Raw genomic sequence first — 24276 nt, 5'->3', positions numbered from 1 at the left:
CTACCGACGCTCTAGCGCTCGTACCGCTGAGGGTGTGTCCCTCCGGTCGTCGTACGCACAGTGCCGTACGAGCCGGGAGGGCTGTCGGGTCGGAGCCGATCGGGCCACCGACCGGGCATCCTCATACGTGCGGCCTGTCGAGGTACGTCCAGAACCGACGGCGTACCAGCAGGCGCATTACCACCATACCCCGGAATCGTGCACATGTGATGGCCGATTTGGTCACGTCGTGGTAGTCACAGTGGTTGACCAGGGACTTCCCCCGGACTTCTCCGGGTACCCCTGAGACTCTCCGGGGCCGGACCGGAGCTTCCCCAGGGCTTCCCGGGAGCCGCGGGCGGGCTATTGTGCGCTTCATGACGAGCTCTGACAAGCCTGAGACCGCCTCCGCCGAACCGACCGGTGTCGCCGCCCAGGACTGGGCGCAGGCGGCCGCCGACCCGCACTACCGTGCCGCGGTCGTGGACCTGCTCGGTGCCCTCGCGTACGGCGAGCTCGCGGCGTTCGAGCGGCTCGCGGAGGACGCCAAGCTGGCGCCCTCGCTGGTGGACAAGGCCGAGCTGGCGAAGATGGCGTCGGCCGAGTTCCACCACTTCGAGCGGCTGCGCAACCGGCTGACGGAGATCGGCGAGGACGCCACGCAGGCGATGGAGCCGTTCGTCGCCGCCCTCGACGGCTTCCACCGGCAGACGGCGCCGTCCGACTGGCTGGAGGGCCTGGTCAAGGCGTACGTCGGCGACTCGATCGCCAGTGACTTCTACCGGGAGGTCGCGGCCCGCCTCGACTCGGACACCCGCGAACTGGTGCTGGCCGTCCTCGACGACACCGGGCACGCCGGGTTCGCTGTGGAGAAGGTGCGCGCGGCGATCGACGCCGACCCGCGCGTGGGGGGCCGACTGGCCCTGTGGGCACGGCGGTTGATGGGCGAGGCGCTCTCGCAGTCCCAGCGGGTGGTCGCCGACCGGGATGCGCTGTCGACCATGCTGGTCGGAGGAGTGGCCGACGGATTCGACCTCGCCGAGGTGGGGCGGATGTTCTCGCGGATCACCGAGGCGCACACGAAGCGGATGGCTGCGCTGGGACTGGCGGCCTGACGCCCTGTAAGGCGGGTTCCGGGGGACGCGCGGCCTGAGGCCGGCTGGGGCTGGTCGCGCGGTTCCCCGCGGCCGTCAGGGCGCTACGCCGGGATCGATCGTCGGCGCAGGTGGCGGCCCGCCGGACGGAGCAGCAGCGACAGGGACGCCGCCGAGACGATCGCCGCGCCCAGAAGGGTGACCAGGACCGTACCGGGGCCGAGCGCGCTGTGCGTGACGAAGTCGCCGAAGAGGGCTCCCGCGACGCCAGTGGAGAACACCAGGGGACGGGCCGGGAGCCGGTGGGACAGGCGACTGGTCGCGGCCCACGACAGGGCCAGGCCGAGCAGTGCGGATCCAAGGACTTCCAGGAGCATCACGAGGGGTCCCTCCCACGGCCGGCCGGTGCTTCACGGTCGTAGCCCGTCATACCCGTGACCTGCGGAATGCAATCCTCCTCTGTGGGCGACTTGTGCGCCACATGTGGAGGGCGAACGCGACGGAGGGGCCGGGCGGACACACGTCCCCCCGGCCCCTCCGTGCTGCTGTGGTCAGACCGCGCTGAAGCCGACCTTGCGCACCGTCGGCTCGCCGAGCTCGATGTACGCCAGGCGGTCCGTCGGAACCAGGACCTTGCGGCCGCGCTCGTCCTCCAGGGACAGCACCTGTGACTTGCCGGCCAGCGCGTCGGCGACGATGCGCTCGACCTCCTCGGCGTTCAGACCGCTCTCCAGAACGATCTCGCGGGGCGCGTGCTGCACGCCGATCTTGACCTCCACGGCTATGTCCCTCCGACGGTCAGTGAAGTGCGCGACCTTCCGCGCCGTACGCAGCACACATTAGCCCGGTGAGGGGACGTACACGCTGCGCACGTGCACGCCAGGAGCGAACACCGAACGGGAATTCCCTCCGGCAGTGCCGTCGGCGACGAGTCAGTGGCGTGCCAGCGACGGTGTCGGGGCGGTGCCAGGGGCGGTGTCAGTGGCGGTGTCAGTGGTGCGCGTCGATGCCGTGCAGCGGGAATCCCGCGATGCCCCGCCAGGCCAGCGAGGTCAGCAACTGGACCGCCTGGTCGCGCGGGACCGAGCGGTCGCTGTGCAGCCAGGAACGGGCCACCACCTGGGCGAGACCGCCCAGGCCCGACGCCAGCAGCATCGACTCGGCACGCGGCAGACCGGTGTCCTCCGCGATGACCTCGCAGATCGCCTCGGCGCACTCGTTGGTGACCTTGTCGACGCGCTCGCGCACAGCCGGCTCGTTCGTCAGGTCGGACTCGAAGACCAGGCGGAAGGCACCGCCGTCGTCCTCGACGTACGCGAAATAGGCGTCCATGGTCGCCCGGACCCGCTGCTTGTTGTCGGTCGTCGACGCGAGCGCGCTGCGCACCGCCTGGATCAGGGCCTCGCAGTGCTGGTCCAGCAGGGCCAGGTAGAGGTCGAGCTTGCCCGGGAAGTGCTGGTAGAGCACCGGCTTGCTGACGCCGGCGCGTTCGGCGATGTCGTCCATCGCGGCCGCGTGGTACCCCTGCGCGACGAACACCTCCTGGGCGGCGCCCAGCAGCTGGTTCCGTCGGGCACGGCGCGGCAGGCGCGTGCCCCGCGGGCGTGCTGCCTCTGTCTGCTCGATGGCTGTCACGCCGCCTCCCAAAGTCGTCCACATGAGTCGTCCACATGCGGATCGCTCCGCGCGGCCATCGTACTTTTCGGTAACCCTGCTGTGCGCGGTGCGAGCGCAGAATTTCACGTACCGGACGACGGTGAAAGCCGCAGCGGGAAATCCCGGGACATGCGGACGGGCCGGGCGGGTCCGCCGGAGACCGGCCCGAGGTCAGCGGTAGTCGTCCTCGTCGAGCGAGACCACCCGTGCCTGTTCGATGAGATCGGCCTCGTTCGCACGGTCCGGGTCGACACCGGTGAGCGGGTCGTCCTGGGACGGCGTCACGTCCGTGTGCTGCTCGGCCGTGTCGCCCTCGGGGGCCTCGACATCGATCTCCGGGGCCTCCTCCGCCTCCAGATCGTCGAGCACGTCGGGGTCGGTGGGGTCATGGGCCATGGTGGGGCTCCCTTCCTTCGAAGATCCCTGGCTGCAGCAGGGGCCACAAACGGGTGCCCTGTTTACGAGCGTAGGAGACAGCGGATGCGGACGCCATGCCATCCAGGGCCGTTTGCTCCGCGTCGCGGCCCTGCCTCTCACCCCGGCCGTACCCGTGTCGCAGCACGGGTGGCAGCACGGGTCGTACGTGGCCCGTGGACGGCTCGGCGGGGCGGTTCTGTGACGGCGAACACATGAATCACGGTGTGATCGTCTCGTAACATTGGCCCATGTCTTCGACCGAGCTGCCCTCCGTGCCGCCCACCAGCGTGCTCCCCGAGGCGGCGGCAGTCAGAGTCGCGGCAGGCGAGCGGCTGCGGTCGGTGGGACTGCCCGGCGTCACCCTCTCGGTCCGCTCGCGGCCCCCCGCGCGCGAGGGTCTGCCGCCCGCGCTCTACATCCACGGGCTCGGCGGCTCCTCGCAGAACTGGTCGCAGCTGATGGAGCAGCTCGAAGACGTCGTGGACGGCGAGGCGGTCGACCTGCCGGGCTTCGGCGACTCGCCGCCGCCGGACGACGGCGACTACTCGGTCACCGGGCACGCGCGCGCGGTCATCCGCTATCTCGACGCGGCCGGCCGCGGTCCGGTCCACCTCTTCGGCAACTCACTCGGCGGCGCCGTCGCCACCCGCGTCGCCGCCGTCCGCCCGGACCTCGTCCGCACCCTCACGCTCGTCTCGCCGGCCCTGCCCGAGCTGCGCGTGCAGCGCACGGCCGTACCGACGGTGATCCTCGGCGTCCCGGGCATCGCAGGACTCCTCACCCGCACCACCGGCAAGTGGACCGCCGAACAGCGGGTACGGGGCGTGCTGGCCCTCTGCTACGGCGATCCCAGCCGGGTGACGCCCGAGGCGTTCGAGCACGCGGTGGAGGAGCTGGAACGGCGGCTGCGGCTGCCGTACTTCTGGGACGCGATGGCGCGGTCCGCGCGCGGGATCGTCAACGCGTACACGCTGGGCGGCCAGCACGGGCTCTGGCGCCAGGCCGAGCGCGTCCTCGCCCCGACCCTCCTGATCTACGGCGGCCGCGACCAGCTCGTCGGTTACCGCATGGCCCGGAAGGCCGCCCGCAGCTTCCGCTACTCCCGGCTGCTGTCCATGCCGGACGCCGGGCACGTGGCGATGATGGAGTACCCGGGTGCGGTGGCCAGGGCGTTCCGTGAACTCCTCGCCTCCGCCGACAGGCCTGCCGGCGGACCGGTTTCCGGGACCGTCGGCGGCGGTCCGGTCGCGCCGGGCGCGGGGAGCTGAGGGGCGAGTGGGACGCCACAGCCGCCGCGGGTCGGCATCCAAGGACGACCCGGCGGACATAGCGGGCACACGCGCGGCCCGGAAGCAGGGCCCGGGGGACGTCGAGCGCGGCCCGGCGGGAACCGCGGTGCCGCGTCCGGCCGGTCGCGTGCCCGGCTCTGCCGAGGGGACTCCGGCGCACGGTGTCCCGCGCTTCTCCGAGGGGACTCCGGCGCACGGTGTCCCGCGCCTCCCCGACGGGACTCCGGTCCAGGGTGGCCCGCGAGTCCGTGGCGGTCACCCGCAGCAGCGTGAAGCGGGCGGTGGCTGGGGCCGGTTGGGCGGGGCGGCCGGTGTGTCCTCCGGGCCCGGCGGTGCTCCCTCCGGGCCCGTCGGTACCGCATCCGGGCCCGTCGTCGCCGCCCTCGGGGCGACCGGTGTGTCGATACCGCGGCAGCGGCAGGGCGGCCCCGGCGGTCCGCGGCAGGACTACGTCGACGCCTTCGACGAGGACGTCGACGTCTTCGCGCCCCGCCCCGGCATCGGCGCCCAGCGCGCGGAAACGTATCCGCCCGGCTCCGGCACCCACACCTCCCCGTTCCCGTCCGGCGCCGAGGGCGGTGCGGGCGACGCCGACGACGCGCCGCCCACCGGCGAGCCCGCGCAGCCCAAGGGCGGCAAGGGCCGGGCCTTCGCGGGCGTCGCGGCCGCAGCCGTCACCACCGTGCTCGCGGTGATCGTCGCCGGGCAGATGATCGGCGGCCGCGACGGCGACGCCGCACGCTCGCAGTCGGCCGCGGACGGTACGCGGGCCACCGACGGCGCCGCCTCGCGCGGGGACGGCCGCACGGCGCCGTCCGCATCGGCCTCCGCCTCGCCGGGCGTGCTGACGCTGCCGTACGAGCAGGCGATGGGCGAGAAGTACCCGCTCAGCGCCAAACTGACCGGGTCCGGGAAGTTCAGCACCGTGCCCGGGAGCGCGAAGGCGCCGGGCACGGGGCGGAAGTACACCTACCGCGTCGACGTGGAGCAGGGGCTGGGCCTGGACGGGAAGCTGTTCGCCGAGGCCGTGCAGAAGACGCTCAACGACGAGCGCAGCTGGGCCCACGACGGCGCCCGCACCTTCGCGCGCGTGTCCACCGGCAAACCCGACTTCGTGATCACGCTCGCCAGCCCCGGCACCACCGCCAAGTGGTGCGCCAAGTCCGGTCTCGACACGACCGAGGACAACGTGTCCTGCGACTCGGCGTCCACCGAACGCGTCATGATCAACGCATACAGATGGGCCCAGGGCAGCAAGACGTACGGCGACAAGATCCACGCCTACCGGCAGATGCTGATCAACCACGAGGTCGGCCACCGGCTCGGCTACGGCCATGTGACCTGCGACAAGGACGGCGAGCTCGCGCCCGTCATGCAGCAGCAGACCAAGTTCCTCGACCACGACGGAATCCACTGCCTGCCCAACCCCTGGCCGTATCCCAAGAGTTGACAGGTGGCTCATACATCACATTGACATGCGCAGAAAGGTCGTCCATATTTCTGGGCATGTCGTCTCTTCACGCCTCCGCGCGCGCCGCCATCGAGCTGGCGCTCATCGGCGTGACCGCGCTCTGCGTGGCCGACATCCACTGTCGCTGACGCCCGCCTTCAGGCGTTCGCGTCGCGATTTTTCCCTGCTGCCGTGACCTGGGTCACGGCTCTTTCGACGACCTGACGCCGGGCAGACGTCTGTTCACTTTCGTCTCACTCCTCGTCAATCTGTCTCGCCCATCGAGACTCGCCTTCCGAGAGGTCGTCATTCCGATGCGTCACCCGTCCGTAACCAGCGCCCGCGCGGCGTACGTCTCGCTTGCCCTTGTCGTGGCAGCGGGGGCCGCCGCCTGCGGGCCGAAGGACAACGATGCCAACGGCTCCAGTGGCGACTCCGCGCCGCACAAGGGCGGCACGCTCACCGTCCTGAACGCCGACCCGCAGACGGACTTCGACCCGGCCCGCCTGTACACCTCCGGCGGCGGCAACGTGCCCTCCCTGGTCTTCCGTACGCTCACCACCCGTAACCGCGCGAACGGCGCCGCCGGCACCAAGGTCGTCCCCGACCTGGCCACCGACACCGGGCGCCCCAGCAAGAACGCGACCGTGTGGACGTACACCCTGAAGGCGGGCCTCAAGTACGAGGACGGCACCCCGATCACGTCCGCGGACATCAAGTACGGCATCGAGCGCTCCTTCGCCCCCGAACTCTCCGGCGGCGCGCCCTACCTGCGGGACTGGCTGGTCGGCGCCGCCGACTACCAGGGGCCGTACAAGGACAAGAAGGGGCTCTCGGCGATCGAGACGCCGGACGACCGCACGATCGTCTTCCACCTGGACAAGCCCGAGGGCGAGTTCCCGTTCCTGGCCACCCAGACGCAGTTCACGCCCGTCCCGAAGGCCAAGGACACCGGCACCAAGTACGAGGAGCACCCGATCTCGTCCGGCCCGTACAAGGTCGTCAAGAACGAGAACGACGGCGAGCACCTGGTCCTGGAGCGCAACACGTACTGGTCCGCGTCCGTCGACGACCAGCGCAAGGCGTACCCCGACAAGATCGACGTGCAGTCCGGGCTCGACTCGTCCGTGATCAACCAGCGTCTGTCGTCGTCCCAGGGGGCGGACGCGGCCGCCGTGACGACGGACACCAACCTCGGTCCGGCCGAACTCGCCAAGGTCACCGGTGACAAGGAACTCGCCGCGCGCGTCGGCACCGGCCACTTCGGCTACACGAACTACATAGCGTTCAACCCGAAGGTCAAGCCGTTCGACAACCCCAAGGTGCGGCAGGCCATCTCGTACGCCGTCGACCGGTCGTCCGTGATCAACGCGGCGGGCGGCAGCGCCCTCGCCGAGCCCGCGACCACCTTCCTGCCCAACCAGAAGTCCTTCGGCTACACGCCGTACGACCTCTTCCCGGCGGGTGACACCGGCAACGCGGCCAAGGCCAAGGAGCTGCTCAAGGAGGCCGGTTACCCGAACGGGCTCACCGTCACGCTGACCCACGACAACGCCGACAACTTCAAGACGAGCCCCGAGATCGCGACGGCTGTCCAGGACGCCCTCAAGAAGGCCGGCATCACGGTCAAGCTGCAGGGCCTGGAGGACAACAACTACTCCGACACGGTCCACAGCGTGAAGACCGAGCCGGGCTTCTTCCTCGCCGCGTGGGGTGCCGACTGGCCCTCCGGCGGTCCCTTCCTCGCCCCGATCTTCGACGGCCGGCAGATCGTCAAGGACGGCGCGAACTTCAACGCCTCCCAGCTCAACGATGCTTCGGTCAACGCCGAGATTGACGCGATCAACAAGTTGACCGACCTTGACGCGGCCGCCAAGCGGTGGGGTGCACTGGACAAGAAGATCGGCGCGCAGGCGCTGACCGTGCCGCTGTTCCACCCGGTCTACAAGCGGCTGGTCGGCAAGGACATCAAGAACGTCGTGATCAGCGACTGGACCGGTGTCCTGGACATCTCCCAGGTCGCGGTGAAGTAGCACCGTGAGCGAGGCACTTGTCGCCACCCAGGCCCCCGAGGCGTCCGCCTCGGGGGCTTCGGGGGCTCGTCAGTTCTGGCGGCGGCTGCGCACGCAGCGGGCCGCCATGGTCGCGGCGGGCGTCGTCGCGCTGCTCGTCCTGGTCGCGCTCGCCGCGCCGCTGCTCACCGCGCTGGAGGGCCAGGACCCGTTCACCTACCACCCCGCCCTCATCGACTCCGCGCGCGGCGGCGTGCCGGTCGGCTCCCTCGGCGGTGTCTCCGCCGACCACTGGCTCGGCGTCGAGCCGCAGACCGGACGGGACCTGTTCGCACGGCTGGTGTACGGGGCGCGGGTGTCGCTGGGCGTCGCGTTCGCGGCGACCGTGATCCAGGTCCTCCTCGGGCTGGTCGTCGGCGTGGCGGCCGCGCTCGGCGGTGGATGGATTGATCAAGTGTTGAGCCGGATCACGGACATCATCGTCGCCCTGCCCCTGATGATCATGTCGCTGGCGCTGCTCGCGATCGTGCCGCAGAGCTTCCCCCGGCCCGTCCTGGTCACCCTCGTCATCGGGCTCATCGCCTGGGGCAGCATGGCGAAGATCGTGCGCGCCCAGACACTCACCCTGAAGGGGCTCGACTACGTCGCCGCCGCGCGGCTCAGCGGCTGGGGTGCCTGGCGCATCGCCCGCCGCGAACTGCTGCCCGGGCTGGCCGCACCGGTCATCACCTACGCCTCGATCCTCATCCCGGTCAACATCAGCACCGAGGCGGCCCTTTCCTTCCTCGGCGTCGGGGTGAAGCCGCCGACCCCCTCCTGGGGGCAGATGCTCACCGCGGCCGACGTCTGGTACCAGGCGGCCCCGCAGTACCTGCTCCTGCCGGCCGGTTCGCTCTTCGTGACCGTCCTCGCGCTGACTGTCCTGGGCGACGGCGTCCGCACCGCCCTGGACCCGCGCGCGGCCTCCCGGCTCGGCGTCGGCACCGGCCGCGGGCGCGCGGCCCTGACGACGGCGAACGCGACGGCGAACGCGACGGCGAACGCGACGTCGAAGGAGGCATCCGCGTGAACGCCTTCGGCGGCTTCCTGCTGCGCCGCACCATCGGCGCCCTGGCGACCCTGCTCGCCATCTCCGTGATCGTCTACGTCGTCTTCTACGTCACCCCCGGCAACGTCGCCCAGATCACCTGCGGCCCGCGCTGCTCCCCGGAGCAGGTGCACCAGGTCGCCCAGCAACTGCACCTCGACGACCCCCTGTACGTGCGCTACTGGCACTTCCTGGAAGGGCTGGCCGTCGGCCAGGACTACTCCACCGGCACCTCCGTGGAGCACTGCTCCGCACCCTGCCTCGGCCTGTCCTACCAGACCGACCAGCAGGTCCTGAGCATCATCCTGACCAGGCTCCCGGTCAGCCTCTCGCTGGTGCTCGGCGCGATGGTGCTGTGGCTGGCCCTGGGCGTCGGCACGGGCGTGCTCTCCGTCTGGCGGCGCGGCCGGCTCACCGAGCGGGTGCTGACCGGCCTCACGCTGGCGGGCTGGGCCACGCCGGTCTTCGTCATCGGCCTGGTCCTGATGATCGTCGTCTGCGGCGAACTGCAACTGCTGCCCTTCCCGCAGTACGTGAAGTTCACCGACGATCCCGAGCAGTGGGCGTGGAACCTGCTGCTGCCGTGGTTCTCCCTCGCCCTCATCGAGTCCGCGTCGTTCGCCCGGATGACCCGGGCGTCGATGCTGGAGACCCTGGCCGAGGACCACATCCGCACCTTCCGCGCATACGGCGTCGGGGAGCGGTCGATCGTCGGCCGGCACGCCCTGCGCGGGGCGCTCGCGCCGGTCATCGCGCTCAACGCCAACAACTTCGGCTCGGCCGTCGGCGGAGCCGTGCTCACGGAGACGCTGTTCGGCCTGCCCGGCCTCGGCCAGGAACTCGTGCACGCCGTCAGCGTGGTCGACCTGCCCGTCGTCGTCGGCATGGTCCTGGTCGTCGGCTTCTTCGTGGTGCTCGCCAACGCCGTCGCGGACGTGCTGTACGCGGTGGCCGACCGACGGGTGGTACTGACGTGAGTCTCGTCCAAGTCACCGATCTGACCGTCGACTTCGGCGACCTGCGGGCCGTGGACGGGCTGTCGTTCACCCTGGAGGGCGGCGCCGCCCTCGCCCTGGTCGGCGAATCGGGCTCCGGCAAGTCCACGGTCGCCGCGGCCCTGCTGGGTCTGCACCACGGCACGGGAGCGCGGCTCGGCGGCTCGGTCGAGGTCGCCGGCACCGACGTACAGGCCGCCTCCGACGGCGAACTGCGCAGGCTGCGCGGCGCGAAGGCGGCGATGGTCTTCCAGGACCCGCTGTCGTCCCTCGACCCGTACTACGCGATCGGCGACCAGATCGCCGAGGTGTACCGCGTGCACACGCGCGCGTCACGGCGGGCCGCACGCGCGCGTGCCGTGGAGGTGCTCGACCGGGTCGGTATCCCGGACGCCCGGCGCCGGTCCCGGTCCCGCCCGCACGAGTTCAGCGGCGGCATGCGGCAGCGCGCGCTGATCGCCATGGCGCTCGCCTGCGAGCCCGAGCTGCTCATCGCGGACGAGCCCACCACCGCCCTCGACGTGACCGTCCAGGCCCAGATCCTCGACCTGCTGCACACCCTGCGCGAGGAGACCGGCATGGGCCTGCTGCTGGTCACCCACGACGTGGGCGTCGCAGCCGAGAGCGTCGACGAGGTACTGGTCATGCGGCACGGGCGCGTGGTCGAACGGGGGCCGGTCGCCGCCGTGCTCGGCGCGCCCGCCGAGCCGTACACCCGGGAACTGCTCTCCGCCGTCCCGCGCGTGGACGCGGCGCGGACGCCCTCCGGGGCGTCCGAGGAGGTCGTTCTGGAGGCGACCGGCCTGCGCCGCGAGTTCGGGCGCGGCAAGCGGGCGTTCACGGCCGTGGACGACGTCTCGCTGACCGTGCACCGGGGCGAGACCCTCGGAGTCGTGGGCGAGAGCGGCAGCGGCAAGACCACCCTCGGGCGGATGCTGGTCGGGCTGCTCGAGCCGACGGCGGGGGAGGTCCGGCACGACGGCCACGCGCGCGTGGGCGTGGACCCGGCCGTCCAGATGGTGTTCCAGGACCCGGTGTCCTCCCTCAACCCGCGGCGCAGCGTCGGCGAGTCGATCGCCGATCCGCTGAGGGCGCGGGGTGAACGAGACGAGGGGCGCATCCGGGGGCGCGTGATCGAACTGCTGGAGCGCGTGGGACTCGAAGCGGCGCACTACCAGCGCTACCCGCACGAGTTCAGCGGCGGTCAGCGCCAGCGCGTGGGCATCGCGCGGGCGCTCGCGGCCGACCCGCGGGTCATCGTCTGCGACGAGCCGGTCTCCGCGCTGGACGTCACCACCCAGGCCCAGGTCGTCGCCCTGCTCGGCGAGCTCCAGCGCGAACTCGGCCTCGCGCTCGTCTTCGTCGCCCACGACCTCGCCGTCGTGCGCCAGGTCAGTGACCGGGTCGCGGTCATGCGGCGCGGCCGGATCGTCGAGACCGGCCCGGCCGACGAGGTCTACGACAACCCGCGGGACCCGTACACCCGGCAGTTGCTGGCCGCCGTGCCCGCCCTCGACCCCGAGGCCGCGGCCCGGCGGCGGGCGGCGCGCCGCGAACTGGCGTCGGCGTGACGTTCCGCCGTCACACGGTCGCCTAGCGCGACAGAACGCGGCCCGCACGGGAAAGTTACGACCGTTCACCCCTTTTGGTGGCGCGATGGACAACCGTCCGTCGCGCCACCGTCTTGTCCGCATACCTTCGTCCCGCTGCGAGCCACCGAGCCACGGTGGCTCCCCATACGGGAGATCGATCGGGGGTGCACACGTGCGCATCGGACTGCTTACGGAGGGTGGTTATCCGTATGTGAGCGGTGACGCCAGACTCTGGTGCGACCGGCTCGTGCGCGGGCTCGGGCAGCACGACTTCGACCTCTACGCGCTCAGCCGCACCCGGCGCCAGGAGGACGAGGGCTGGCTGCCGCTGCCCCCGCACGTCAGCCGGGTCCGGACGGCTCCGCTGTGGACCGCCGACGAGGACGGCGTCACGTACGGACGGCGCGCGCGCCGGCGCTTCGCCGAGAGCTACGCCGAGTTCGTGGGGGTGCTGTGCGCCGGTCCGGCTGCCGACGGCCCACACGGCACGGTCGCCTCTGACGGCACGGTCGGCCCTGACGGCGTGACCGGCCCTGGCGGCGCGGCAGGCTCGAGCGGGCCGGGCGACGCGGGCGGCTCCGGCGCCGTGCCCGGTTCTCTGGCGGACCGTTTCGGCAACGCGCTCCACGGACTCGCCGAACTCGCCCGCGACGAGGGCGGCCTGGCCGCCGCACTCCGCTCCGACACCGCCCTGCGCACTCTGGAGCGCGCCTGTCGCGCACCCGGCGCCCTCGGAACGGCGCGCGAGGCCCGCGTGCCCGATCTGCTCGCCGTCGCCGCCCACCTCGAACGCGCCCTGCGCCCCCTCTCCCTGGACTGGTACGGCGACGACGGCCTCGGCGCGGCCGACCTCTGCCACGCCACCGCCGGCGGCCCGGCCGCCCTGGCCGGCCTGCTCGCCCAGCACTTCTCCGGTGTGCCACTGCTGGTCACCGAGTACGGCGTGCAGCTGCGCTCGCACTACCTCGCCACCGGCCCCGACACGGCCACCCACGCCGTACGCGCGCTGCTCGCCGCCTTCCACGGGCGGCTCGCCGCCGAGGTCTACCGCCGCGCCGCGATCATCACGCCGGGCAACGCGCACACCCGCCGCTGGCAGGAACGGTGCGGCGCCGAGCGTGCCCGCATCCGCACCGTGCATCCCGGCATGGAGGCCGCCCGCTTCACCGAGGTCGGCGAGGCCCCGGACCGCGCGGAACCGGACACGCTCGTATGGGTCGGCCGGATCGAGCCGGCCAAGGACCTGGTGTCGCTGCTGCATGCCTTCGCCGAGGTCCGCAAGGAGGAGCCCAAGGCGCGGCTGCGGGTCGTCGGCGCCCCGGCGGGGCCGGAGGGCGAGGCCTACCTGGGGCACTGCAGGGCGCTCGCCGCACAGCTCTTCCCCGACGAGGCCGAGGGCGTGCACGCCGTCGGCGACAACCCGGTCTCCTTCGACGAGATAGGCGGACCCGAGGCACCGACCCTCGCCGACGCCTACGCGTCCGGCGCGATCGTCGTCCTGTCCAGCGTCGTCGAGGGGTTCCCGGCGGGACTCGTCGAGGCGATGTTCTGCGGCCGGGCGACCGTCTCCACGGACGTCGGCGCCGTGGTGGAGGCGATCGGCGGCACCGGGCTCGTCGTGCCCCCGCGCAATCCGCGGGCGCTCGCGGAGGCGTGCGTGACCCTGCTCCGCGACCCCGAGCGCCGCGCGCGCCTCGGAGCCGCCGCACGCGCCCGGGCGCTCGAACTGTTCACCGTCGAGCAGAACATCGCGGCATTTCACAGCATTTACCTGGAGATCGTCTCGCACTGCCCGGTACGCCGGGTCGTTCTCGACCGGTCCGGCGAGCCCCTGCCGTTCGCCTTCCCGGCCGAGGCCCGCGTACCGGGCCGCTGGACCGGCCCCACGGCGCGGGTCGCCCAACGCGCCGCACCGGGCTGGGCCCTGGGCACCGCCATGCGGCCCGCCGCGGTACGAGCCACCCCGCTCACGGCCACCGAGGGGACGCTGTGAACGGCGCCGAGGGCAGCACCGTCAACGGCGGCCCGGTCAACGCCGGCCCGGGAGAGGTGGACCGGCCCGGACGGCCCGCCGCGGCCGACGCCTGGGACGCGCGGTCGCAAGGGTGGCTCCCGGGAGCCGAGGAGGCCGGCCCGGGGCACGCTCTCCCCTCGAGCGCGGCACCGGCGTCCGGCAGGATCCGCCCGGGCGGCCCGGCTGCCGCGCAGGACACCGTCGGCAGCCGCAGATCCACACCCCGCCGAGGCGCCGCCGACCCGGTGAAGGCGCTCATGCACCGGCACCGCGCCCTCTGCGAGCAGGCCGTGGACCCGCTGGAGATCGCGGCCGGCCTCGAGGCGCACGGCGTCACCGACCGCACCGCCGCCCGCTTCCGGCACCGCGACGTCTTCTCCCTCGCGGAGGAGCTCTACGCGCGCGTGCCCCGCGACGAGAACCCGCGCCCGCACCCCGGACCGGCGCCCGCGCCCCGCGTGCGCGCCGACCGGGCGCTGCTCACCCTCCTCCCCGGCGCCGTCTGCGCGGCGGCCGTGACCGCCGTACGGCTCACCGAGGGCCGCCCCCGCCTCCTCGCGGCAGCCGCCGGGGTGCTCGCCGTCGCCCTGGCCGTACGTCCGGTCCTGCGCCGCGGCCCCCTGGCGGCACCGGCCCGAACCCCCGCCTGGCGCAGCACCACCGGCACCCGTGCGTGGACCTGCTGGCTCCTCGTCTACGCCCTGCTCGGCGACGGCCTGCTGCGGGCCGTGGTGGACGGCGGCCCCGACGGCCTCCCGACCGGCACGGCCGAAGGCCCCTGGCCGGTGACCACGGCTCCCGTCCTCGCCCTCACCCTGGCCTGCGCACCGGCTGCCTGGAGCGCCCACCTGCTCACGGCGGGCGCCCGGCGCAGACTCGCGGCCAGCCGGGGCCTGGAGGAGTTCACCGGGGCCGTACAGCCGCTGCTGCTCGGCACGTTCGCCCTCTTCCTCGCCGCCCTCACCGCCCTGCTCGCCCTGTGCGCCGCCGCACTCGGCGAGGGCGCAGGCTATCCGGCGGCCCTCGCTCTCGGCGCCCTCCTCCTGCTCGCTCGCCTCCTCGCCGTCCACCACGTCCCGCAGGGGCCCGCCCTCGCCGCCGCGGCCGCCACCGAAGCGGCGGCCGTGGCCCTCGTCCTGGCCGGCCGGCTGCCCGGCTGCGCCTTCCTGGCCGTCCCCGTCGACCACGTGGTCGACGCCTGGGGCGCGGGCGGCGTCCAGGCCCTCGCCTGCGGCGTCGCCGCCCTCGCGCTGCTGTGCCGGGCGACCGGCACCCTGACCCGGGCCTCGGCCCACGCGCCGACGGGAGACCCGGAGTGAGCAGCGCCGCCGATCACCTCGCACGCCTCGCCGAGCCGTCCCGGCGGCCGGTGCCCGGCATCCCGCCGCAGGCAACCGCACCACCTCTTGAAGGAGACCACCAGATGACCACCTCCCGACCCGGACCCGGAGCGTCCGGAAGCGCCGGAACCACCGGAGTCGCCGGAGCGCACACCCCGGGAGTCGCGCGATGAGGGTTCTGCTGATCGGAGCCAACGGATACCTCGGCCGCTTCGTCGCCGACCGGCTGCTCGCCGACCCGGCCGTCCAGCTCACCGCGCTCGGCCGCGGTGACGACGCCGACGTCCGCTTCGACCTCGCCACCGGCAGCCCCGGCGCGCTCACCCGCTTCCTCGACGCGGTCCACCCGGGCGTCATCGTGAACTGCGCCGGTGCCACCCGCGGGGGCGCCCGGGAACTCACCCGGCACAACACCGTCGCCGTCGCCACCGTCTGCGAGGCCCTGCGCCGCAGCGGCTGCGGCGCCCGCCTGGTGCAGGTCGGCTGCAGCTCCGAGTACGGCCCGAGCCAGCCCGGCTCCTCCACCGCAGAGGACGCCGTGCCCCGCCCCGGCGGCCCGTACGGCGTCAGCAAGCTCGCCGCCACCGAACTCGTCCTCGGCTCCGGCCTCGACGCCGTCGTCCTGCGCGTGTTCTCGCCCGCCGGTCCCGGCACCCCGGCCGGCTCACCGCTCGGCCGCCTGGCCGAGGCGATGCGCCGTGCCATGCAGTCCGGGGACGGCGAGCTCAAACTCGGCGGCCTCGGCGCCCAGCGCGACTTCGTCGACGTGCGCGACGTCGCCCGCGCGGTCCACGCGGCCTCGCTCTCCGCCGCCCAGGGCGTCATCAACATCGGCTCCGGCCGCGCCGTCCGGCTCCGCGACGCCGCCGCCGTCCTCGCCCGGGTCGCCGGATACGGCGGCGCCCTGCACGAACTGGACGGCCCGCCAGGGCCCTTGCGCGGCGCCATCGGCCACCCCCGGATGGACGGCGAGCACGCGGGCCCGGTCGCGTACCCGTACCCGGACGGATGCGGCAGCTGGCAGCAGGCCGACGTGCGCTGCGCCCGCGACCGGCTCGGCTGGCGTCCCCGCATCAACCTGGAGGAGTCCCTCGCGGACATCTGGATGGAGGCGGCGTGCCGCATCTGAGCAGCACCAGGGCGGGCGCCGCGACCACCGGCGTCCGCACCGCCGTGGGCGTACCCGGCTACGCCCACCCCCTCCTCGCCCCTGCCCAGTGGGCCGAACTCGCCCGCCCGGGCACGCCCCTGCACTGGGTCGTCCTCGACGTGGCGAACGGCCCCGGCACCCTGCCCGACCCGCACTGCCTGGAGGCGGCCGGCCGGCTCCGCAACGCCGGCGTGCGCGTCCTCGGCCACCTGGACACCGCCTACGGCGCCCGCCCGCACGGCGACCTGCTCACTGACGCACGCCACTTCCACGACTGGTACCGCGTCGACGGGTTCCTGCTCGACCGCTGCCCCACCGAGCGCTCCGCGCTCCCCGAGACCCGCCGCACGGTCGCGGCGCTCCGCGCGGTCGGTGACGGCCCCCACATAGTCCTCGGGCACGGCACCCACCCCCACCCGGGGTACGCCGAGAACGCCGACCAGCTGGTGACCTTCGCCGGGCCCTGGAGCGACTACCGCTGGTCCCAGGTCGCCGAGTGGACCGCGGACTACCCGCCCGACCGCTTCTGCCACTTCGTGCACGGCGTGCCCCTGGGCCACCTCGACGAGGCGTTGCGCATCGCCCGCTGGCAGGGTGCCGCCACGATCTACTTCACCGACCGGACCGATCGGTGGGGCCGGGCGGACCCCTGGGAGGCCGTGCCCGGCTACTGGGACGAATTCGTCTCGCGGATCGGAACAGGTGTCTCGGAATGAAGAAGCCCGTGGCAGTGTTACAGGGAGAACAAACGTAGTGATCGACCGATCAACGGAGTCCCCGTGTCGCTGCCACCCCTGGTCGAGCCAGCATCTGAGCTCACCGTAGACGAGGTCCGCAGGTACTCCCGCCACCTGATCATCCCCGACGTCGGGATGGACGGGCAGAAGCGGCTGAAGAACGCCAAGGTGCTCTGTGTGGGCGCCGGCGGCCTGGGCTCGCCGGCGCTGATGTACCTGGCCGCCGCAGGCGTCGGCACCCTGGGCATCGTCGAGTTCGACGAGGTCGACGAGTCGAACCTGCAGCGCCAGATCATCCACAGCCAGGCCGACATCGGCCGCTCCAAGGCCGAGTCTGCCCGTGACACGGTCAAGGGCATCAACCCGTACGTGGACGTGATCCTTCACGAAGAGCGGCTCGAGGCCGAGAACGTGATGGACATCTTCAGCCAGTACGACCTGATCGTCGACGGCACCGACAACTTCGCCACCCGCTACCTGGTGAACGACGCCTGCGTGCTGCTGAACAAGCCGTACGTGTGGGGCTCCATCTACCGCTTCGACGGCCAGGCCTCGGTGTTCTGGTCCGAGTACGGGCCCTGCTACCGCTGCCTCTACCCGGAGCCCCCGCCGCCGGGCATGGTCCCCTCCTGCGCCGAGGGCGGTGTCCTGGGCGTGCTCTGCGCGTCCATCGGCTCCATCCAGGTCACCGAGGCCATCAAGGTCCTCACCGGCACCGGTGAGCCCCTGGTCGGCCGCCTGATGATCTACGACGCCCTGGAGATGCAGTACCGCCAGGTCAAGGTCCGCAAGGACCCGAACTGCGCGGTCTGCGGCGAGAACCCCACCGTCACCGAGCTCATCGACTACGAGGCCTTCTGCGGCGTCGTCTCCGAGGAGGCCCAGCAGGCGGCCGCCGGCTCGACGATCACTCCCAAGCAGCTCAAGGAGTGGATCGACGACGGCGAGAACATCGAGATCATCGACGTCCGCGAGCCGAACGAGTACGAGATCGTCTCCATCCCGGGCGCCAAGCTGATCCCGAAGAACGAGTTCCTCCTCGGCACCGCCCTGGAGGGACTGCCCCAGGACAAGAAGATCGTCCTGCACTGCAAGACGGGTGTCCGCAGTGCGGAGGTCCTCGCCGTCCTGAAGTCCGCGGGCTTCGCGGACGCCGTCCACGTCGGCGGCGGCGTGATCGGCTGGGTCAACCAGATCGAGCCGTCGAAGCCGGTCTACTGAGCACAGGCTCCCCGGCGGGCGGGGGTTCCGGGCACCGCAGGTGCCCGAAGCCTCCGCCTTCCTCATGAGCAGACCGTGCCGTCCTTCGGGACCGTGCCGTCGACCAGGTAGGCGTTCACCGTCGAGTCCACGCAGTCGCTGCCGCTGCCGTAGGCCCCGTGGCCCTCGCCCTTCCAGGTCAGCTCGACCCCGACGCCCTTGCCCAGCTCGTCGGCCATCCTTCGGGCGCCCTCGTAGGGGGTGGCCGGGTCGCCGGTGTTGCCGACCAGCAGGACCGGTGCCGCGCCCGGCGCGCTCACCTCCGGTGTGTCCCACTTCCCGGCCACCGGCCAGTCGTGGCACCAGCCGGCCGAGTCCCAGCCCAGGAAGTCCCCGAAGACGGGCGAGACCTTCTCGAACTCCGCCAGCCGCTGCTTCGTCTCGGCGAGCGTCGGCCGCTCCTTGTCGTCCAGGCACGATATGACCCGCTGGGAGTGCGTGGTCGTGCCGTAGTGCCCCGAGGAGTCCCGCTCGTTGTACTGGTCCGCGAGGGACAGCAGTTCCGAGCCGTCGCCCTCCTCGGCCGCCCTGAGCGCGCTGGTCAGCGTCGGCCAGCTGTCCTTGCTGTACAGCGGCAGCACGATGCCGGTGACCGCGAGGCTCTGGGTCAGCTTCCGCCCGGAGGCCGTGGGCAGCGGCGTGGCGTCCAGCCGCTTCAGCAGAGCGGCGATCTTCCGGGAGCCCTTTTCCGGGTCCTGCCCGGTGGACTTGAGGTAGTCGTCCAGGGCCCGCTGGAAGCCGGCGGCCTGGTTCTTCTCCTGGCCGACCGAGTCGGCCGTCGGGTCCACCACCGCGTCCAGGATCAGCCGTCCCACCTTCTTCGGGAACAGGTGCGCGTACACACCGCCCAGTTCGGTGCCGTAGGAGATGCCGAAGTAGTGCATCTTCGCGTCGCCGAGGACCTGGCGCATCAGGTCCATGTCGCGGGCCGTGTCGGTCGTCGAGACATGCGCGATGAGCTTGCCGGCCGCCTTCTCGCACCCCTTGCCGAAGTCCGCGGTGTCCTGGAAGTACGCGGTCTGCTCCGCCGGGGTGTCCGGGGTGGCGTCGATCGACTCGGCGCGCTGGATGTCCTTGTCGCTGCGGCAGCGGATCCCCTCGCTGGCCCCCACCCCGCGCGGGTCCCAGCTCACCAGGTCGTACCGCTCGCGCAGCGCGGAGACGGTGCCGGCGAAATACGGCATCGTGGAGACACCGGAGCCGCCCGGGCCGCCGAAGTTGAACAGCAGCGAGCCGATCCGCTTCCCCGAACCCCCGCTCGCCTGCTCCCGGATCAGCGCCAGCCCTATCGTCTCCCCGTCCGGCTTCGACCAGTCCAACGGCACCCTGAGCGTCGCACACCGCCATGCGTCCCCGGGCGCGGCGGAGTCCGAAGTGCTGTTGCAGCGGCCCCAGTCGAGCTTCTGGGAGGTGAGGGAAGCCGGCAGGGCGGCCGAGCCGCCGGCGACGGCCGACGGCTGCCGGGGCGGGGCCTTCCCCGCGTCCGAGTCCCCACCCGACGACCCACCGCTGCACCCGGCCACGAGCAGCCCCGCGGCAACAGCGGCTGCCCACCGTACATGTCGCACCATGCGCGTACACCCCCCCACACAGGCTCTCCGCGGGTTCGTTGCGGGAGAGCGGTCAGGCCATGGTAGGCGCATCAGCCGAAGGTCGTTGACGCCTGTGGATAACCCTCTGACCTGCGGGTCTGTTACGTACAGACCGTTCCCGCCTTCGGCACCGTGCCCTCCAGCAAATAGCCGTTCACGGCACCTTGCACGCACTTGTCCTTGCTGTCGTACGCCCCGTGCCCCTGCCCCTTGTACGTCAGCTCGACCCCGACGCCCTTGCCGAGCGCGTCCACCATCTTCTTCGCGCCCTCGTACGGCGTCGCCGGATCCCCCGTGTTGCCCACGACCAGGATCGGCGCCGAGCCGGGCGCGCTGACGTCGGGGTGGTCGGCGGCCCCCGGCACCGCCCAGTTCGTGCAGCTGACCATGCCCCAGGCCAGGTAGTCGCCGAACAGCGGGGAGGCGGCACGGAACTCGGGCAGTTTCTGCTGGACGTAGTCGGCGGTGTACCGGGGCTTCTCGTCGGCGCAGTTGATGGCGATGTTCGCCGCCGTGATGTTGCTGTACTCGCCGTTCTCGCTGCGGCCGTTCATCGAGTCGGACAGCAGCATCAGGATCTTCCCGTCGCCGTCGTACGCCTCCTCGAGCCCCTCGGTGAGGTACTCCCAGAAGTCCTTGGAGTACAGGGACTGTGCGATGCCGTTGGTGGCGGCGGACTGGGTGAGCCGGCGGGGCAGGATGCCCGGGATCGGCTTCTTGTCGAGGTCCGCGAGGAGCGTGGCGACGCGGTCCTTCACGTCCTGCGGGGTGTCGCCGATCGGGCACTCCGTCGTCTTCGAGGTGCAGTCCTCGGCGAAGTTGTCGAGCGCGAGCTGGAAGCCCTTCGCCTGCCCGAGCGAGCTCTGCTCCGGGTCCTGAGTGGGGTCGACGACGCCGTCGAACACGGCCCGGCCCACGTTCTTCGGGAACAGGTGGGCGTAGACGCCGCCGAGTTCGGTGCCGTAGGAGATGCCGAAGTAGTGCATCTTCGTGTCGCCGAGGACCTGGCGCATCAGGTCCATGTCGCGGGCCGCGTCGGTGGTGCGGACGTGCGGCAGGATCGCCTTGGAGTTCTTCTCGCAGGCGGCGTTGAACTGCTTGGTGCGCTCGATCAGCTGGGTGCGCTCGGCGCTGGTGTCGGGTGTCGCGTCCTGCTGGAAGTAGTTGTCGAGCTGGGCGTCGTTCTCGCACTCGACGGGGTCGCTGCGGCCCACTCCGCGCGGGTCGAAGCTGACGAGGTCGTAGCGGGTGCGCAGGGCGGCGTAGTCCGCGCCGAACGCGGGGAGCGTGGTGACGCCGCTGCCGCCGGGCCCGCCGAAGTTGAAGATCAGGGAGCCGATCCGCTTGCTCGCGTCGCCGCTGGCCCTGGCCCGGATCAGGGCGAGACCGATGGTGGCGCCCTTCGGTTTCGACCAGTCCAGGGGCGCCTTCATGGTGGCGCACTCCCAGGTGCCGCCGCTGGGCAGCGGTGACGGCGCATCGCCGCCGCCCTCGGCCTCGTCGGGCGCCGGGCAGCTCTTCCAGTCCAGTTTCTGCGCCGCCAGATCCCCGTCCTTGGCACCGTCGCCGCACCCGGCCAGCGAGGAGGCCAGCACCAGGGCGGCGGTCAGGGCGGCGACACGGATCCGGAAGGGGTTCGGCATGCTCCCATCCTGAGGTCGCGCACGGCCACGCGCGCGGGGCACGAGCCGTCCGGGGTACGGCCCCTGGAGCGCGCTGCGCGGGATCCGGACTGCGGCCCCTGGAGCGCGCCGCGCGGGATCCGGGATACGACCCTAGAGCGCGCCCTTGCGGGAGAGGTGGTTGAAGGCCAGCCAGCCCGGCAGTACCGGCAGCCACAGGGTCAGCAGCCGGTACAGCAGGACGGCGGGCGCGGCTACCTCCTTGGGCAGGCCGACGGCGATCAGGCCGACGGTCAGGGTCGCCTCGACCGCGCCGACACCGCCCGGGGTCGGCGCCGCGGAGCCGAGCGCGTTGCCGGCGAGGAAGACCACCGCGACGCTGGCGATGCTCAGCGAGGTCGACTCGTCGCCGAACGCGCGGATGGAGGCGTCCAGGCACATCACGAAGCAGGCGGTCAGCAGCAGCATGCCGCCGATGCCGGTGACGAGCTTCTGCGGACGCTGGAGCACGTCCAGCATGCGCGGCACGACACCCGCGAAGAGCGACCGCACGCGCGTGCTGACGAACTTCCGCAGGAACGGCACCGAGGTCACCACCAGGACCAGCACCGCGACGGTCAGCAGGCCCGCGATGACCGTGCGGGACGGGGACAGCGACGGGGTCTTCTCGGTGCCGGTCAGATAACCGAAGGACAGCAGCATCAGGATGTGGCAGCCCAGCCCGAAGAGCTGCGAGGCGCCCACGCTCGCCACCGCGCCCCCGGGGCGCACGCCCGCGCGCTGCAGGAAGCGCGTGTTGAGGGCGACACCGCCGACCGCGGCCGGCGCGACGATCTTCACGAACGACCCGGCGAGCTGTGCCGCCACGGTCCGTACGAACGGCACGCGCTCCGGCACGAAGCCGAGCAGCGACATCGCGGCGGCGACGTAGCTGACCGCCGAGAACAGCACCGCGGCGATCACCCAGCCCCACTGGGCGTTCGCGACCAGGGGGCCGAACTCGATGTGGGTGAGCTGGGTCAGCAGGTAGTACCCGCCGATCGCGCCGGCGATGACGCTGATCAGCGTGCGCGGCCGCACCCGCTCCAGGCGGGCCGGCTCCACGGGCGCCTGCGGCCTGATCTTCAGCACCTGGTGCCGGATCTGGGTGAGCAGATCCTCCTCGCGGGCCTCGTCCAGCGCGTCGTCCAGGGCCCGCTTCTCGGCCCTCTGCTCCGCGCGCACCGTCTTCTTGTCGGGCGTCCCGGCCTCCTCGGCGCGGGCCTGCTTGGCCTGCCTGGACGCCTCCAGGACCGCGTCCCGCTCGCGCTGGGCGCGCTCCCTGGCCAGTCTGCGCAGCGTCGCGCGCGTGGAGCGCGTGAGCGCGATCGGCTGGAGCATCGGCAGGCAGTCGGCGACGGCGTCGGGACCGAGCACGCCGACCGCCGAGGCCACCGCGCGTTCGGCGCCCACCCTGAGCCCGAGCGTGGTGACCAGCTGGGCGACGTCCATGCGCAGCAGCAGTTCACCGGCCGCGATCTCGCCGCCACGCAGGTCGGTGAGGATCACGGTGCCGGAACGATCCACCAGGATGGCGTCGCCCGCGAGCCTGCGGTGCGCGATCCGGCGCGACTGCAACGCCTGTACCTGGTGCCAGGTGTGGCGCAGCAGTTCGTCGGTGATCTCCTCGTCGGCCAGCGAGTCGAGGGTGCGGCCGCCGGTGTGCTCGTAGACGAGCATCACGGCGTCGGGGCCCAGCTCGGAGGTGGCGATCAGCTTGGGCGCGTTCGCGCCGGCCGCGATCGCCGCGTACGCCAGCAGTGCCTCCTGCTCCAGGGCCTGGCGCAGGGACTGCAGGCTGGAGCGGGTGGCGAAGCCGCGCAGCGTCAGGTTGCGCCACGCGCGGTAGAAGAAGCCCTGGGCCTGCTGTTCCCGGTCGACGACAGTGACGTCCAGCGGCGGGCCGTCCTCCAGGGTGACGAAGTAGCGCCGGCCCCGGTCGCCGTTCTCGGTGTCCAGAGCCTCCTCGCGGGCCGCGCCGACCGGGTGGAAGCCGACGTGCCTGAGGCCCGCCAGCAGGGTCCGTCCGGTGGGACGGACGTTGGGGGAGCCGACGGCGTACAGCGTGCCGTAGGCGACGGTCCAGCCGATCAGCACCGTGAGGATGATCGAGAACGGGGTGGTGTAGCCGGTGACCAGCATGGAGAACGCGTCGAGGAGCAGCACGATCCACAGCACCGCGCGCCATCTCGGCCGCCGGGACATGCCGACCGCCGTCATGTAGGCGATGACGGGTGCGAGATAGCCGTGCACCGGGTCGGTGAGGGCGTGGATGTCGCCGGGGGAGGGCTGGGTCAGCGCCTCCTGGATCGAGTCCGGGGCGGCCCGCGCGACCCACAGGTCGGTGGCGAGGGTCACGCCGTGCGCGAGGACGGCCGCGAGCACGCCGTCGGCGATGCGCAGCCCGTCCCGCTTGATCAGCCGCTCGATCGCGAACGCGACCGGCACCAGCAGGATCGCGATGCTGGAGGCCAGTCCCGCGAACCTGATCAGCAGGTCGGGAGCCTGCCCGGTGCCCTTGTTGATGTCCTGTTCGAGACCGGAGGTGGTGCCGTGCGCGACCGCCGAGATGCCGAGCAGGACGGCGATGGCGAGCACGCCGACCAGGAGCCGCATGAGGTCGGAGGGGCGGTGCACGCGCGCGGGGAGCAGCGGTTCGTCGCCCTCCACCTCGTCGGCGTGCGCCTCGTCGCACCCGTGTTCCGCCTCGGCTTCCGCTGCGGCCTCCGTTGCCACGGCGTCGGGGTCCACGGCGTCCGGCCGCGCGGTGTCCGGGTGCGATGTGCCGGATCCGGGCGCGTCCGGGCGTGCGCCGGCGTCAGAGGTGCCCGCCCCGCCCTCGGGGTGCACGCCCTGCTGCTCGGTCGTCTCTTCTTGGTCTCGTATCACCAGTCACCGCCCGCACGATGGTGGCATGCTCCACCGACACCGGGGGGCATCAGGGTGCAGAT

General features: G+C 72.3%; 20 protein-coding genes. 13 read left to right on the top strand and 7 right to left on the bottom strand.

Annotation, left to right across the window (positions count from 1 at the left end; translation table 11 throughout):
• The first annotated feature begins 347 nt into the window (after window positions 1–347).
• Window positions 348–1094 carry a ferritin-like fold-containing protein gene (locus ACZ63F_RS19085; RefSeq protein WP_352367017.1) on the top strand — a complete coding sequence of 249 codons (747 nt, stop codon included), beginning with the start codon at window positions 348–350 and terminating at the stop codon, window positions 1092–1094.
• Window positions 1095–1177: 83 nt separating this feature from the next.
• Here the strand turns inward: ACZ63F_RS19085 and ACZ63F_RS19080 are convergent, their stop codons facing one another.
• The 4 genes from ACZ63F_RS19080 to ACZ63F_RS19065 form a co-directional block, all read right to left on the bottom strand.
• Window positions 1178–1450 (bottom strand): hypothetical protein, encoded by a 273-nt coding sequence (locus ACZ63F_RS19080; protein ID WP_352367018.1) that lies wholly within the window; start codon window positions 1448–1450, stop codon window positions 1178–1180.
• Between the two features lie 174 nt (window positions 1451–1624).
• Window positions 1625–1852, bottom strand: a complete 228-nt coding sequence (locus ACZ63F_RS19075; protein WP_352367019.1) for a DUF3107 domain-containing protein — start codon at window positions 1850–1852, stop codon at window positions 1625–1627.
• Window positions 1853–2063: 211 nt separating this feature from the next.
• Window positions 2064–2708, bottom strand: coding sequence for a TetR/AcrR family transcriptional regulator (locus ACZ63F_RS19070; protein ID WP_351957958.1), 645 nt, complete (start codon window positions 2706–2708; stop codon window positions 2064–2066).
• A 192-nt stretch (window positions 2709–2900) separates the two neighbouring features.
• Window positions 2901–3125 (bottom strand): hypothetical protein, encoded by a 225-nt coding sequence (locus tag ACZ63F_RS19065; RefSeq protein WP_352367021.1) that lies wholly within the window; start codon window positions 3123–3125, stop codon window positions 2901–2903.
• 269 nt (window positions 3126–3394) lie between these two features.
• Between ACZ63F_RS19065 and ACZ63F_RS19060 the strand changes: the two genes are divergently transcribed.
• The 12 genes from ACZ63F_RS19060 to moeZ all read left to right on the top strand — a co-directional run bounded on the left by ACZ63F_RS19060 (window position 3395) and on the right by moeZ (window position 18033).
• Window positions 3395–4414 (top strand): alpha/beta fold hydrolase, encoded by a 1020-nt coding sequence (locus ACZ63F_RS19060; RefSeq protein WP_469712339.1) that lies wholly within the window; start codon window positions 3395–3397, stop codon window positions 4412–4414.
• Window positions 4415–4421: 7 nt separating this feature from the next.
• Window positions 4422–5885 (top strand): DUF3152 domain-containing protein, encoded by a 1464-nt coding sequence (locus tag ACZ63F_RS19055; protein WP_469712337.1) that lies wholly within the window; start codon window positions 4422–4424, stop codon window positions 5883–5885.
• A gap of 56 nt (window positions 5886–5941) precedes the next feature.
• Window positions 5942–6034 carry an Ms4533A family Cys-rich leader peptide gene (locus ACZ63F_RS19050; protein WP_351321593.1) on the top strand — a complete coding sequence of 31 codons (93 nt, stop codon included), beginning with the start codon at window positions 5942–5944 and terminating at the stop codon, window positions 6032–6034.
• Window positions 6035–6199: 165 nt separating this feature from the next.
• Window positions 6200–7918, top strand: a complete 1719-nt coding sequence (locus ACZ63F_RS19045; RefSeq protein ID WP_469712336.1) for an ABC transporter substrate-binding protein — start codon at window positions 6200–6202, stop codon at window positions 7916–7918.
• Window positions 7919–7922: 4 nt separating this feature from the next.
• Window positions 7923–8966 (top strand): ABC transporter permease, encoded by a 1044-nt coding sequence (locus ACZ63F_RS19040; protein WP_469712335.1) that lies wholly within the window; start codon window positions 7923–7925, stop codon window positions 8964–8966.
• A complete protein-coding gene (locus ACZ63F_RS19035; RefSeq protein WP_352367027.1) occupies window positions 8963–9961 on the top strand; it encodes an ABC transporter permease in 999 nt (332 codons plus the stop codon). The genes ACZ63F_RS19040 and ACZ63F_RS19035 overlap by 4 nt, the downstream gene beginning before the upstream one ends.
• Entirely contained in the window at window positions 9958–11550 is a 1593-nt protein-coding gene (locus tag ACZ63F_RS19030) for a dipeptide ABC transporter ATP-binding protein (protein WP_469712333.1), read from the top strand. The genes ACZ63F_RS19035 and ACZ63F_RS19030 overlap by 4 nt, the downstream gene beginning before the upstream one ends.
• 232 nt (window positions 11551–11782) lie before the next feature.
• Window positions 11783–13564: a glycosyltransferase gene (locus ACZ63F_RS19025; protein WP_469712331.1), complete on the top strand. Its 1782-nt coding sequence runs from the start codon at window positions 11783–11785 to the stop codon at window positions 13562–13564.
• Entirely contained in the window at window positions 13561–14904 is a 1344-nt protein-coding gene (locus ACZ63F_RS19020) for a hypothetical protein (RefSeq protein ID WP_469712330.1), read from the top strand. Before ACZ63F_RS19025 ends, ACZ63F_RS19020 begins: the two co-directional genes overlap by 4 nt.
• Window positions 14905–15094: 190 nt before the next feature.
• Complete coding sequence (locus ACZ63F_RS19015; protein ID WP_093499217.1) at window positions 15095–16054, top strand: NAD-dependent epimerase/dehydratase family protein; 960 nt, start codon at window positions 15095–15097, stop codon at window positions 16052–16054.
• A complete protein-coding gene (locus ACZ63F_RS19010; protein ID WP_469712329.1) occupies window positions 16042–16791 on the top strand; it encodes a spherulation-specific family 4 protein in 750 nt (249 codons plus the stop codon). The genes ACZ63F_RS19015 and ACZ63F_RS19010 overlap by 13 nt, the downstream gene beginning before the upstream one ends.
• 63 nt (window positions 16792–16854) lie before the next feature.
• On the top strand, window positions 16855–18033 hold the full coding sequence (moeZ, locus tag ACZ63F_RS19005) for an adenylyltransferase/sulfurtransferase MoeZ (protein WP_351489685.1): 1179 nt from the start codon (window positions 16855–16857) through the stop codon (window positions 18031–18033).
• Window positions 18034–18095: 62 nt separating this feature from the next.
• Here moeZ and ACZ63F_RS19000 read toward each other — a convergent pair whose 3' ends face one another.
• The 3 genes from ACZ63F_RS19000 to ACZ63F_RS18990 all read right to left on the bottom strand — a co-directional run bounded on the left by ACZ63F_RS19000 (window position 18096) and on the right by ACZ63F_RS18990 (window position 24214).
• Entirely contained in the window at window positions 18096–19643 is a 1548-nt protein-coding gene (locus tag ACZ63F_RS19000; protein ID WP_469712326.1) for an alpha/beta hydrolase, read from the bottom strand.
• Between the two features lie 122 nt (window positions 19644–19765).
• A complete protein-coding gene (locus ACZ63F_RS18995) occupies window positions 19766–21307 on the bottom strand; it encodes an alpha/beta hydrolase (protein ID WP_469712324.1) in 1542 nt (513 codons plus the stop codon).
• A 132-nt stretch (window positions 21308–21439) separates the two neighbouring features.
• Window positions 21440–24214 (bottom strand): lysylphosphatidylglycerol synthase domain-containing protein, encoded by a 2775-nt coding sequence (locus ACZ63F_RS18990; RefSeq protein WP_469712323.1) that lies wholly within the window; start codon window positions 24212–24214, stop codon window positions 21440–21442.
• Window positions 24215–24276: the final 62 nt, after the last annotated feature.

The organism is Streptomyces sp. NPDC104761 (assembly GCF_055583445.1).
The sequence above is the reverse complement of the archived record's forward strand: the minus strand, read 5'-3'. Positions and strand labels throughout refer to the sequence as shown.